This window comes from Myxococcota bacterium (assembly GCA_041389495.1).
Classification (GTDB): Bacteria; Myxococcota_A; UBA9160; order UBA9160; family UBA4427; genus JAWKRT01.
On record JAWKRT010000002.1, the window covers coordinates 818,287 to 831,358 of the forward strand.

The window sequence follows — 13,072 nt, forward strand, 5'->3', positions numbered from 1 at the left end:
ACTAGCGAGGCGCGAGCGCGACCGGCAGCGCGCTCGGTCCGCGCACGAGGAACGAGTCGAGCCGCGGGCTGCGCGGGCCCGCGCGCCGCAGGCGCGGGAGCAGCGGCAGCAGCGCCTCGAGCGCGCACGTCGCCTCGAGGCGCGCGAGCGACGCCCCCAGGCAGAAGTGCTTGCCGAAGCCGAATGCGACGTGGGCGCGCGGGCGGCGCTCGACGTCGAAGCGATCCGGGTCGGGGAAGCGGCGCTCGTCGCGGTTCGCGGAGCCGAGCAGCGGGGCGACGATCGAACCGGCGGGGATCGTCTCGCCGTGCAGCTCGACGTCCTCGGTCGCCGTGCGGAACACGAGCTGGATCGGCGAGTCGAAGCGCAGCACCTCCTCGATCGCGGCTTCGGCGAGCTCGGGGTGCGCGGCGAGGTGCTCGGCCTGCTCGGGATGGTCGAGCAGCGCCTCGACGGCGTTGCCGATCAGGTTCGTCGTCGTCTCGTTCCCCGCCACGAGCAGCAGCATCACGAACTGCACGACCTCGTAGTCGTCGAGCGTCGCGTCGCCCGTCACGATCGTGCTGATCAGGTCGTCGGTCGGACGGGCGCGGCGCTCGGCGCACACGCCCTTCAGGTACTCGACCATCTCCACGAACACGTCGACCATGCCGCGCGAGAAGAGGACGCTGTGGCCGGCGACGGTCGACACGTTCTCGATCACGCAGTCGGACCAGCGCTTGAAGTCGTCGCGCCGCTCGGGCTCGATGCCGAGGATCTCGCAGATCATGCGGAGCGGCAGCGCGACGGCGAGGTCGTGCACGACGTCGTACCGCTCGCCGCGGCGGAGCGGCGCGAGCTGCTCCTCCGCGACGGTGCGAACGCGGCCTTCGAGGCTCGCCACGCCGCGCGGCGTGAAGCCGCGGTTCACGATGCTCCGGAGCGCGGAGTGGGATTCGCCGTCCTCGGCGATCAGCATGCGCGCCGTGGCGAAGCGCGCGGGCCGCATGCGCGTCCGCCACAGGAGCTTGACGATCAGACGCACGACCGCGAAGGAGAGCGGCGGCGGTCCCTCGCGCCCCTGGTTCATCAGCATCGTGTTCATGGCCCGCGACGAGAAGCGCTTCGGGTCGTTCAGCAGGCCGAACACGTCGTCGTAGCGCGAGATGCAGACCACCCTCGAGCCGGGGCTGCGGAAGACGGGCGTCGCGTCGCGCAGCACGCGGTACTGCGGGAACGGGTCGTCGCGGAACGCGGACGCGAGCGGGTCGTAGGAGGTGGCGGCGCTCGCGTGCGTCGCGGGGACGGCTGCGGTCGACATGGGCCCTCCGGCGCAGCGCGGCTGCGCATGCTCGCCCGTCGCGCCGGGCTCGCGCGGGGCGCTCGCACGCTATCCCGCCGCGGCGCCGCGCGACACGGCCGCAACGAATTCCTGCACCGGCGGCGATGCGGTTGACGCGGCGGCCGGCGCGCCCGTAGCGTGCCGCGCCGCCGCGACCTCCGGCCGCCCGGAGCGCGCCGCGCCGTGCATGCGACCCCCGACTCCAGGAGCCCGTCATGACCGCCTCGCCCGATGTCCTCGCCACCGCGAAGTCGCTGCGCCCGCTCGTCGAGGCGCAGGCCGACGCGACCGACACCGACCTCACGATGACCAAGGCCTGCGTCGAGGCGTTCGCCGAGACGAACCTCTTCCACGTGATGGTCCCGAAGGCGCTCGGCGGTCTCGAGGCCGACACCGACACGCTCATCGACGTGTTCGAGGAGCTCGCGCACCAGGACGGCTCGATCGGCTGGTCGCACATGGCGAACGCGAGCTCGACGTCGTACGCGGCCTTCCTCGACCCGGCGTTCGCGCGCGAGATGATCGGCGACAAGCCGGGCTCGGTGTTCGCCGGGCAGTTCGCGCCGCGCGGCCAGGCGAAGCGCGCGCCCGGCGGCTTCCGCGTCTCGGGCGGCTACCAGTTCGGGAGCGGGAGCGCGCACGCGTCCTACCTCGGCGGTGGCGGCTTCGTGACCGGCGACGACGGCGCGCCCGAGATGCTCGCGAGCGGGCTTCCCGCCTACCTGTGCTGGTTCGCGGCGAAGGACGCCGTCGAGATGAAGGGCAACTGGGACGTGCTCGGCCTGCGCGGCACGGGAAGCTTCGACTACGTGATTCCCGAGCAGGTGATCGAGGAGGGGCGCACGTTCTTCCTGTTCGATCCGCAGGTGCGCACCGGCGGCGCGCTCTTCCGACTCGGCGCGACGGCGCTCGCCGGGCTCGGCCACGCGGGCTGGGGCCTCGGCGTCGCGCAGCGCGCGCTCGACGAGATCGAGCACCTGGCGACGGGCGGGCGCGCGCGGCTGAACGGAGGCGCGATCCGCGACCAGGCCGTCTTCCAGCGCTCGTTCGGCGAGAAGCAGATGGCGCTGCGCTCGGTGCGGCTGCTCGCGCACGACGTGTTCGGCGGCATCGTCGAGCGGCTCGCCGCGGGCGAGCCGATGTCGAAGGCGATGAACGCCGACGTGATGGGCTCGGTCGCGTACCTGACGCAGGTGGCGCAGGACGTCGTGCTCTTCGCCTACCAATGGGCGGGCAGCAACGGGCTGCGCAATCCGAGCGTCGTGCAGCGGTGCTTCCGCGACATGTTCACGGGCGGCCTCCACCTCTACGTCGACCGCAAGTCCTACGAGGACGTCGCGAAGGAGCGGATGGGGGTCGCCTAGCATCCGCCCGCGGCGCGCGCCCGCGGCGACGGCGCGCTCACATCCACGCGAGCGCGCGCTCGAGGATCGGCACGGCGTTGCTGCGCGCGCACGCGCCGTGCGCGACGACGAGCGCTTCCGGCCGGAGGGCGAGCAGCCGCGCGCGCGCTTCGCGCGCGCGGCTGCGGCGCAGGAACGTCGATCGCCACTCGAGCGGCGTGCTGCCGTTCTCGCCGACGACGCCGACGAGCCGCATCGCGAGGCGGCGCCAGCCGGTGAACGCGTCCGCGTCGTTGCGCTGCACGAGGTCGGTGACGAGCGCGGTCCGCGACGGGTGGTGCACGAACACCACCTCCTCGAGCGCGAACGAGCCGCGGACGACGACGGGCGCGATCTCGCCGCCCCACGCGGGGTCGGGCGCGTCGCCGAGCTCGGCGTCGAACTCGAGGTCGCGGCGGCGGCGCGCGAGGCCGGGCGCGGCGTGGAGCTTCGCGTCCGGGTAGCGCTCGCTCCACGCGCCGAGGAACAGATGGTGCAGCTTGTTCGGCGCCACGAGGTGCCGGACGGGGCCGAGCGCATCGACCTCGCGCGCGAGCGCGTCGTCGATCGCGATCGGCGACCACACAAAGAGCCCGCCGTCCGCCAGCACGGCGACCGCCATGCGCGTCGGGTACGGGATCCCGAGGAACGGGACGGTCGGCCCGTCGGCGACGAAGAGGCGCGTTCCGAACGGCTCGAGCACGGAGCGGAGCCTACACCGTGTGCACCGACGCGCCCGACGGAGCGTCGGCGTCGCCGGATCGCGTGTCGCTCGGCCGCGCCGCGCCTTCGAGGCACGCCGCGAGTGCGGCGACACCCGCCGCGACATCGCATTCGTCGATGCGCGTGAAGCCGAGGACGAGCTCGAGCGGTGCGGCCGGCGCGGGCGGCGAGAGGTGGAACGGACGCGCGTCGTAGACGGCGAGCCCGTGCGCGCGGGCGCGCGCGTCGATCGCGGGCCACGCCGATGCGGCGACGTCGGGGAGGCGCACGAGGAGGTGGAGGCCGGCGCGCCCGTCGCGCACGACGGCGCGCGCGCCGAGCTCGCGCGCGATCGCGTCGAGCAGGGCCGCGCGCGCGCGTCCGTAGAGCGTGCGCGCGCGCCGCACGTGGCGCTCGAAGTCGCCGGAGGCGAGGAAGCGCGCGAGCGCCTCCTGCTCGAAGGTCGGCGACGCCCAGTCGGCGAGCCACTTCGCCGCGCGCACGAGCTCGACGAGTGGCTCGGGCAGCGCGAGGTAGGCGGTGCGCAGCGCGGGGAAGAGCGTCTTCGAGAACGTGCCGACGTAGACGACGTTGCCGCGCTCGTCGAGGCTCGCGAGCGCTTCGATCGCGCGGCCTGCGTAGCGGAACTCGCTGTCGTAGTCGTCCTCGACGACGAACGCGCCGCGCGCGTGGGCCCACGCGAGCAGGTCGAGGCGCCGGCGCAGCGACATCACGCTGCCCATCGGAAACTGGTGCGACGGCGTGACGTACGCGAGCTTGCATCGCGCGAGCGCTGCGGCGTCGACGCGCGCGAGGTCGAGCCCGCTCGCGTCGACCGGGCCGGCGACGAGCTCGGCGCCGGCCGCGCCGAAGACGCGCCGCGCGCCGAGGTAGCCCGGATCCTCGACGAGCACGGCGTCGCCGGGGTCGACGAAGAGCCGCGCGCACAGGTCGAGCGCCTGCGCGACGCCGCCGACGACGACGATGCGATCGGCGCGCGCGCGCACGCCGCGCGCGCGCAGCAGGTGTGCGGCGAGCGCGTCGCGCAGCGCGCGCGAGCCGGAAGGGTCGGCGTAGTCGAAGGCGGCGCGCGGCACGGCGGCGGCCGTGCGCGCCAGCGCGCGGCGCCACGCGTCGTCGGGGAGGCGCTCGAGGTCCGGCACGCAGGGCGTGAAGTCGAAGCGCACGGCGTCCCGCTCGGTCGCCGCCTCGTGCGCGAGGCGCGGGCGCGCGCGGGCGAGGAGCCGGCCGAGGCGCGAGAGGCCGGGCACCCGCGCGTCGCTCGTCGCGGGCGCTGCGCGCGTCGCCGCCGCCGCGTCCGCCGTCGCGCGCGCGCGGCCCGCGAGCCCGTTCGCGCGCGCTTCGCGGACCTCCGGCAGCTGCGGTGCGACGAACGTTCCGGCGCCGACGCGCGCGACCGCGTAGCCCTCCGCGAGGAGCTGCTCGTAGGCGGCGAGCACGGTCGTGCGCGAGACGTCGAGGTCGGCCGCGAGGGCGCGCGTCGCGGGCAGGCGCGCGCCGGCGGGCAGGCGCCCGGTCAGGACGGCCGCCCGCAGCCCGCGGTAGATCTGGCCGTAGACGGGCCCGTCGCCGTCGAGCGGCAGGTCGCGCAGGGCGAAGCCGCGAGCGGTGCCGCCATCCGCGCGCCGCCGCGGGCGCGGCCGCCTCCGATTGGCCTCGTCGGATCTTTCGAAATTGGTCACGGCCGCCATGCCAATCGGCAGCGTATCCTGCGCCCCATGACGACCACAACCGTTCATCGCACGTGCACGATCTGCGAGGCCACCTGTGGGATCTCGGTCGAGGTCGACGCCGGACGCCGCGCGGCGCTCCGCGTCGTCGGCGATCGCGACGACCCGTTCTCCGCCGGGCACGTCTGTCCCAAGGTGCACGCGATGGGGGCGCTGCTCGACGACCCCGATCGCCTCCGCACGCCCGTGCGGCGGACCGAGCGCGGCTTCGAGCCGATCGGCTGGGACGAGGCCCTCGAGTTCGCCGCGCGCGGCCTCGCGCGCGTGCGCGACGCACACGGCGTCGACGCGATCGCGCTCTACCGCGGCAACCCGACCGTGCACGACGCGCAGTCGATCCTCTACTGGAACGCGCTGCAGCGAGCGCTGCCGACGCGCAACCAGTTCTCGGCCGGCTCGCTCGACACCTGGCCTCGCTTCGTGCAGGCCGGGCTCATGTACGGCGGCTTCCTGAACACGCCGGTGCCCGACGTCGACCGCACGGACTACTTCCTGATGCTGGGCGCGAACCCGCTCGCGTCGCACGGCAGCCTGATGACGGCGCCGGGCATGCGGCGTCGACTCGACGCGCTGCGCGCGCGCGGCGGCACGCTCGTCGTCGTCGATCCGCGCCGCAGCGAGACGGCCGCGCGCGCCGACGAGCACGTCGCCGTGCGTCCCGGCGGCGACGCCGCGCTCGTGCTCGGCATGGTCCACTGCCTCTTCGAGGAGGGCCTCGTCGACCTCGGGCGCGCCGCGCCCTGGGTGCGCGGCGTCGACGACGTGCGCGCGCTCGTCGCTCGCCACGCACCGGAGGCGGTGAGCGGCGCGTGCGGCGTGCCGGCCGCCGACATCCGCCGCCTCGCGCGCGCCTTCGCGGCGGCGCCCTCCGCCGTCGCCTACGGGCGCATGGGCACCTGCGTGCAGTCGTTCGGCACGCTCGCGAGCTGGGCGATCGACCTGCTCAACGTGCTGACGGGCAACCTCGACCGGCCGGGCGGCGCGATGTTCCCCGAGCCGGCGGTGAGCCTCGCGTTCGCGGGCCCCGGCAAGGACGGCACGCCGCCCTACGGGCGCTGGCAGAGCCGCGTCGGCGGGCGCGACGAGATCCAGGGCGAGCTCCCGATGGCGGCGTTCGCCGAGGAGATGGAGGCGCCGGGCGACGGGCAGGTGCGCGCGCTCGTGATCATCGCCGGCAATCCGGTCGTGTCGGCGCCGAACGCGCGCCGCATCGACCGCGCGCTCGCCGGCCTCGAGCACATGGTCGCGTTCGACTACTACCTGAACGAGACGACGCGGCACGCGCACGTCGTGCTGCCGCCGACGCCGCCGCTCGCGAACGACACCTACGACCTCGCGCTCCTGCACTTCGCCGTGCGCAACGTGGCGAAGTGGTCGCCCGCGGCGATCGAGCCCGAGGACGGGACGCGCCCGGTGTGGCGCTCGCTGCTCGACCTCGCGAAGCAGCTGCTCGGCGCGGGCGCGCTCACGACCGAGCAGGCCGACGACCTCGTGCTGCGCCAGGTCGCCGAGCAGGCGCTCCCGCGCTCGCGCTTCCGCGACGTCCTCTCGGTCGACGAAGTGCTCGCCGGTGCGGGCGGCGAGGCCGGGCCGCGGCGCGCGATCGACGTGCTGCTGCGCATCGGGCCCTACGGCGACGGATTCGGTCGCGAGCCCGGCGGGCTCTCGGTCGAGCGACTCGAGGAGAGCGTGCACGGCGTCGACCTCGGCGCGCTCGCGCCGCGCCTCCCCGGAGCGATCCAGACGCCGAGCGGGTCGATCGAGCTCGCGCCCGAGCGCATCGTGCGCGACCTGCCGCGCCTCGACCGCTTCCTCGCCGACGCGGCGCGCGACGACCGCGTGCTGCTGATCGGGCGGCGCGACGTGCGATCGATGAACTCGTGGCTGCACAACCTCCCGAGCCTCGCGAAGGGAAGCGAGCGCTGCACGCTGCTCGTCCACCCCGACGACGCCGCGCGCCACGGCCTCGCGCAGGGCGGGCTCGCGCGCGTAGAGGGACGCGTCGGTGCGGTGGTGGCGCGGGTCGAGGTGGACGACGCGATGCGGCCCGGTGTCGCGAGCCTCCCGCACGGCTGGGGCCACGACCTTCCGGGTGTCGAGCTCGCCGTCGCGCGCCGCCGCCCCGGCGTGAACGCGAATGCCGTGGTCGACGACGCGCTCGTCGACGTGCCGTCGGGAACGAGCGTGCTGAACGGGATCCCGGTCGCGCTGTCGCCCGTGCCCGGGCTCTAGCGCCGCGGAGGGCGCGCGCTCACGAGCGCCAGTCGAACGGCGCGGGGTGGTCGCCCTCGTCGCCGGCCTGGCGCCGCTCGCCGATCCAGTTGCGCAGGCCGGCCTGGAGCCACAGCCACGCATAACGAGGCGAGAGCGTGATGCGCCACTGCAGGGCGCGGATGCGGCTCGCGACGTGCGGCCGCGTCGTGTGGCCGGCGAGCGAGCCGAGCAGCTCGAGCGCCGCGTCGGCCTCGCCGGTGCGCGCGTAGAGGCGCGCGAGGTCGATCACGAGCTCCTCGTCCCAGGGCTCGATGTTGCGCGCGCGCGTCAGCAGCGCGATCGCCTGGGCGCGCGAGTGCGCGTCGCGGAAGTAGGTGCGGCCGTCGAGGAGCACCTCGAACGCCTTGTCCTCGCGCCCGAGCTTGAGCTCGAGCTCCGCGCGCAGCCGCCAGGCGTCGAACTCGTGGGGGACGAAGCGACAGGCCTCGGCGTAGACGGCGAGGCAGTCGTTGTAGCGGCGCTCGCGCGCGAGCTGGCGGGCGGCGCCGCGGAAGAGCTGCCAGGCCTCGAAGGCCTCGCCGCGGCGGGCGAGCAGCGGCGCCACGCGCAGCGCGATCTCGATGTTGCGCGGGTCCTCGCGCAGCAGGCGCTTGTAGAGCGCGATGGCGCGGCGGTCCTGGCCGCGGTTGCGCGCGCGATGGGCCTCGAACAGCAGCTCTTTGTGACCGAGCGATTGCAGCACGGCGTCGCACCCCGGACGTGAGTGGCTCCCCACGCCCCGGTGGTGACGCCGCTCTCCCCGCCCTTCCCTCGGGCGTGACGACCCGCACGGAGGTGATCGCCCTCACCGCGCGTCGCGGCTGCGCGCGGGCTGCGCGCCGCGTGCGCGCGGGCTGCGCGCGGCACGGCCTAACGTGACAGGAGCACGTGGATGCGCGACGCGGCGGGCGGCGCGGCCGGCGCCGTCGTCGGCGCCGGAGCGCGGGCCGGGCGCGTGCCGCGGCGCAGCTCGGTCGGCGACCGGCCGTCGTCGTCCTCGTCGTCCTCGTCGTCCGATGCGCGGCCGAGGTAGCTCACGACGTCGCTGCGCCCGTCGCCGTCGACGTCGACGAGCTCGTGCGCGAGCGAGGACTCGAACCGGATGGCGAGCTCCGGGCCGCGCGAGAAGTCCGCGTCGCGGTTGCCGAAGCGGATGTGCAGCTGCCCGCGTCCGTCGTCGGTCGCGAGATCGCGCAGGCCGTCCCCGTCGAAGTCGCCGCGCGTCGTGATCAGGGGCGCGAAGTGTTCGGGCGGGCGGCCCCCGGCCCCGAACAGGAAGCGCATCACGTCGAGGTGGTAGTCGAGCACGATGCGGCGGTCGACGCGCGCGAACCGGTTGCCCTCGTCCTGCCCGAAGCGCCCGTCCTCGCGCAGCAGGAACATCCGCAGCTGCACGCGCAGCGTGTTCTGCGTGACCATCTTGAGCGCCTGCGACGGCGCGATGTGGAAGTACGGGATCACGAGATCGCGGCGTCCGTCACCGTCGAGGTCGGCGATCTCGAAGTCGGGGAAGACGCTCTCGGAGCGCACGATCTGGTCGGGCTCCTCGGGATACGCGAGCCCCTCGCGGGCGAAGAAGACGTGCCGGTCCATCTTCGTGCGCTCGCCGTCGGCGCCCCACTCGAGCACGATCAGGTCGGCGCGCCCGTCGCCGTCGAGATCGGCGAAGCTCGTCGCCTCGCCGCGGAACCCCTCGCGCTCGGCTTCGGGCGAGAGGACGCTGCGCTCGACGTCGAGCGTCGGCGTCGAAGGGAACGCTCCGTCTTCGCGCTGCGCGAAGACGCGCACGCGGTTGTCGGTGATCGTCACGACGTCGAGTCGCGCGTCGCCGTCGAAGTCCTCGACGTAGAGCAGCGGCGTCGTCGCCTCGCTCGCGAGGCGTCGCGCGGGCTCCCGCCCGGTGGCGGCCGCGAGCTCGCTCGCGCGGCGCCCGAGCCGGTACCGCACCTGCGCGGGGCTCGCGAGCGTCTGCGCCGCACCGGGGCCCGCGTCCGTGAACCGGCGCAGCGCGGGCCCGGCGAGCGTCGGGAGGAGCAGCTCGTCGCGGCCGTCGCCGTCGAGATCGAAGAGCACGCGCGCCGCGACCGGTGCGCCGTCGTCGCTCCCGGCGAGCAGGCTGTCGAGCGCGAGCGGCTGGGGCGGCGCGAAGCGGCCGTCGCGCCACGCGGCGAGGGCGCCTCCGCCGCGCGTGAGCAGCACGAGCTCGCTCGCCGGCGTCGCGTCGACGTTGCCGACGTCGAAGGCGCGGACGTCCTCGCCGAGCGCGAGGTCCGCGCAGCGCGAGAACGCGGGCTCCGGCGCGAACGTGCAGGTGCGCAGGCCGAAGTGCTCGCCGCTCGCGTCGCGCTCGAACGCGAACACGAGGTCGCGCCGGCCGTCGCCGTCGACGTCGACGGTGCGGTGGGCGAGCGTGCGCTCGGGGTGGGCGAGCTCGACGACGCGGTAGTCGCCGAGCGCGCGGCCGGGCGCGGCCTCCTGCGCGCGCGCGGCGGAGGCCGTCGCGAACGCGACCGCCGAGGCGACGAGCGCCGCGGTGCACGCCGAGGCGCCGCGCTTCACAGCGTGTAGTCCCGCCGGTGCGCGCCCGCCGCCGCGATCGCGCCGAAGACGAGCGTCGTGCCGAGCGACACCGCGAGCATGCGGCGCACCTCGGCCGTCCACCACGTGTCGATCGGGATGCCGGTGGGCAGGTCGTCGAGCAGGTACATGGGCACGAAGACCTGGTTCATGAAGGACGCCGTCGAGTACGGGACGTGCACCGTGCCGCCATCCCAGGGCACGTCGACGCCGAGGCTCGCGGGCACGAGCCCGAGCGTCCCGAACATCGTGAAGAGCACGAGGCCGGTCAGGATCGCGCCGCCCATCGTGGTCGCGTACGTGGAGACCGCGACCGCGAGCGACGCGATCGAGAGCAGGACGATCGCGACGAGAACCGTCGCGATGGCGACGTGGCGCGCCATCGTCGCGGCGGGGAAGATGACGTAGTCGTTCTCCGTGAGCGCGCCGAGGTCGTAGTACCAGGCCGCGGCTCCGAGGCTCCCGGCCCAGAGCAGCGCGAGCGTCGCCGCGATCATCACGAGCGCGGTCGCGTAGCGCGATGCCAGCAGCTCGAGGCGCGTGACGGGGCGGGTGAGCACGTACTTGAGCGTCGCGTTCGCGGTGTCGAGCGTGAACACGAGACAGAACATCAGGAACAGGACGCTGCGGGAGAAGTCGAGGCTGCGCAGCATGACGGCGAACGCGAAGTCCCAGCCCGACCCGGAGTGGATGCTCGCGCGCGCCTCCGCGAGGTGGTAGAGCGCCGCGCCGCCGACGGCGACGACCGCCATCGCGCCGTAGGCGCCGAGCACGACCCAGTAGCGCGAGAGCTTGAGCAGGTCGGAGCGCACGAGGCGCGCGACCGTCACGGGCGAGGGCAGCGCGCTCATGCGGCGGGGCGCCCGCGCAGCGCGGACGCGTCGCCGGTCAGCGCGACGAACGCCTGCTCGAGGCTGCGCCGACGCGGCGCGAGCTCGTGGACGTCGACGCCCGCGTCGAGCAGCGCGCGGTTCAGCGCGGCGAGGTCGAGCGCGCCGCGCGCGAGCTCGATGCGCCCGCGCCGCAGCACCGACACGTCGGTCGCGCCGCGCGCGCGCGCGACGCGGGCGGCGTCCTCCTCGCGGCCGTCCGCGACGCCGATCTCCACGCGTTCGGCGTCGCGGCCGACGATCTCCTCGAGCGTCCCCTCGCGCAGGATGCGGCCGCCCGCGATGACCGCGACGCGATCGCAGATCTGCTCCATCTCCGCGAGCAGGTGGCTCGACAGCAGCACCGTCGTCCCGCGCTCGCTCCGCACGCGCCGCACGAGGTCGCGCACCTCGCGCGTGCCCTGCGGGTCGAGCCCGTTCGTCGGCTCGTCGAGCACGAGCAGGCGCGGCGCCTCGAGCAGCGCGAGCGCGATCCCGAGCCGCTGCCGCATGCCCTGCGAGTAGCCCTTCACGCGGTCGTCGGCGCGCGCGAGGAGGCCGACGGCGTCGAGCACCTCGTCGACGCGCGCGCGCGGCGCGCCGCCCGTCAGGCAGCCGAAGGCGCGCAGGTTGTCGCGGCCCGACAGGAACGGATGGAAGGCCGCGCCCTCGACGAGCGCGCCGACGTTCGCGATGGCCGCCTTGAAGTCGCGCGCGACGTCGTGCCCGAAGAGGCTCACGCTCCCCCGCGTCGGCGCGACGAGCCCGAGCAGCATCCGCAGCGTCGTCGTCTTCCCCGCGCCGTTCGGGCCGATGAAGCCGAAGATCTCGCCGGCCTCGACGCGCAGGCTCACGTCCTCGACCGCGACGAACGAGGAGAAGCGCTTCTCGAGGCGCTCGGCGTCGACGGCGAGGGTCATGGCCGCCGCAACGTAGCGAGGGACGAACGCAGGCGCGCGGGCGCCTCCCGCTCAGGCGCGGCGCAGCGCGTTCGTGTGCGTGAGCGCCGGGAACTCCTCGTCCGCGGGCTTGCGCGCCACCTCCGCGACGCTCGGCCCGTACTCGTCCGCGAGCTTCTGCAGCTTCGCGAGATCGAAGCCGTAGAGCTCGGCCGCGTTGTCGCCGAGCATGCGGCGCACCTCGGGAACGGGCTTGTCGTTGAAGGCGTGACGGATCGCGAGCCGCGTGTGGGGATAGGTGCCTTCGTAGTGCGGGTAGTCGCTGCCCCAGAGGATGCGATCGGTGCCGATCACCTCGCGGTCGGCGAGCTCCATGGGCGACGGCGAGCTCGCGCCGTACCAGCAGTTGCGCTTCGCGTAGAAGCTCGGCGGCTCGGGGGTCGCCGCATCCTTCGCGAACTCGAACTCGCCCGCGACGCCCGCGCGCACGCGGCCCCACGTCCAGTCGAGGGTCTGCAGCTGCTGGGGCACCCACGCGCAGCCCGCCTCGGTCACGATGTACTTGAGCTTCGGGAAGCGGTGGAAGACGCCGGCGAGGATGAGCTGCGAGTACGAGCGCGTCGAGAAGAAGCGCGTCTCGATCAGGCGGATCGGCAGCGACACGGACCACTTGCCGTAGTCGGGCGAGCCGGTGCCGCCGTGGTGGTTGATGACGAGGCCGGCCTCCTCGATCAGCGCCCACAGGCGATCGTAGTCGGGGGAGTAGAGCGGCTTGATGAACGACGTGCAGTCGTCGGGCACGTGCGGGAGCAGGATGCCGCCGCGCAGGTCGTGCTTCGCGATCCACTCGACGTCCTGGATCGCCGCGTCGATGTCGTGGAGGTAGACGAGCCCGATGCCCGCGCGCTGGTCGGGGTACTCCTTGCACCAGTCGGCGAGCCAGCGGTTGTGCGCGCGGATGCCCTCGAGGCGGAGCGGGTAGTCCTCGGGTCGCGGGTTGCCGCAGATCAGCACGCTCGAGCGGAAGAACGGCGGCACGGTGTTCGGGAAGACGACCTCGCCGACGACGCCGTCCTCGCGCATGTCCTTCATGCGCGCCTCGTCGTCCCAGTTCTTGTGCTTCTTCGAGCCGATGTGCTGCTGCTGCGGGTTGCGGTACGAGCCCCGCCAATCGTCGAAGAGCTTCTGGTGCTTCGCGTCGAGGTACTCGCGGTAGTCGTTGACGCTCGCTCCGGCGTGCGTGTCGCAGGAGATGACGACGTAGTTCCGATCGCTCTGTGCGCTGGCCATGGCGTGTCCTCGCTCGCGAAGGGGCGCG

10 protein-coding genes are annotated in these 13,072 nt (G+C 74.3%); 2 read left to right on the forward strand and 8 right to left on the reverse strand.

Features of this window, described 5'->3' with window-relative positions:
• Position 1: 1 nt before the first annotated feature.
• Positions 2-1,300, reverse strand: coding sequence for a cytochrome P450 (locus R3E88_14340; GenBank protein MEZ4217660.1), 1,299 nt, complete (start codon positions 1,298-1,300; stop codon positions 2-4).
• Between the two features lie 236 nt (positions 1,301-1,536).
• Here R3E88_14340 and R3E88_14345 point away from each other — a divergent pair, with 236 nt between their 5' ends.
• Entirely contained in the window at positions 1,537-2,685 is a 1,149-nt protein-coding gene (locus R3E88_14345) for an acyl-CoA dehydrogenase family protein (GenBank protein ID MEZ4217661.1), read from the forward strand.
• Positions 2,686-2,722: 37 nt separating this feature from the next.
• On the opposite strand, the gene R3E88_14350 is transcribed toward R3E88_14345, so the two are convergent.
• Both R3E88_14350 and R3E88_14355 read right to left on the reverse strand, forming a co-directional pair.
• Positions 2,723-3,406, reverse strand: coding sequence for a DUF4336 domain-containing protein (locus R3E88_14350; GenBank protein ID MEZ4217662.1), 684 nt, complete (start codon positions 3,404-3,406; stop codon positions 2,723-2,725).
• 10 nt (positions 3,407-3,416) lie between these two features.
• Positions 3,417-5,117 (reverse strand): PLP-dependent aminotransferase family protein, encoded by a 1,701-nt coding sequence (locus R3E88_14355; GenBank protein MEZ4217663.1) that lies wholly within the window; start codon positions 5,115-5,117, stop codon positions 3,417-3,419.
• A gap of 27 nt (positions 5,118-5,144) precedes the next feature.
• On the opposite strand from R3E88_14355, the gene R3E88_14360 reads away from it, so the two are divergent.
• A complete protein-coding gene (locus tag R3E88_14360; GenBank protein ID MEZ4217664.1) occupies positions 5,145-7,388 on the forward strand; it encodes a molybdopterin-dependent oxidoreductase in 2,244 nt (747 codons plus the stop codon).
• 19 nt (positions 7,389-7,407) lie between these two features.
• On the opposite strand, the gene R3E88_14365 is transcribed toward R3E88_14360, so the two are convergent.
• The 5 genes from R3E88_14365 to R3E88_14385 form a co-directional block, all read right to left on the reverse strand.
• Positions 7,408-8,112, reverse strand: a complete 705-nt coding sequence (locus R3E88_14365; protein MEZ4217665.1) for a tetratricopeptide repeat protein — start codon at positions 8,110-8,112, stop codon at positions 7,408-7,410.
• Positions 8,113-8,279: 167 nt separating this feature from the next.
• Complete coding sequence (locus tag R3E88_14370) at positions 8,280-9,968, reverse strand: VCBS repeat-containing protein (protein ID MEZ4217666.1); 1,689 nt, start codon at positions 9,966-9,968, stop codon at positions 8,280-8,282.
• Positions 9,965-10,837, reverse strand: a complete 873-nt coding sequence (locus R3E88_14375) for a hypothetical protein (GenBank protein ID MEZ4217667.1) — start codon at positions 10,835-10,837, stop codon at positions 9,965-9,967. Before R3E88_14375 ends, R3E88_14370 begins: the two co-directional genes overlap by 4 nt.
• On the reverse strand, positions 10,834-11,775 hold the full coding sequence (locus R3E88_14380; protein MEZ4217668.1) for an ABC transporter ATP-binding protein: 942 nt from the start codon (positions 11,773-11,775) through the stop codon (positions 10,834-10,836). The genes R3E88_14375 and R3E88_14380 overlap by 4 nt, the downstream gene beginning before the upstream one ends.
• Positions 11,776-11,826: 51 nt before the next feature.
• Positions 11,827-13,044 (reverse strand): amidohydrolase family protein, encoded by a 1,218-nt coding sequence (locus tag R3E88_14385; GenBank protein MEZ4217669.1) that lies wholly within the window; start codon positions 13,042-13,044, stop codon positions 11,827-11,829.
• Positions 13,045-13,072 lie beyond the last annotated feature (28 nt).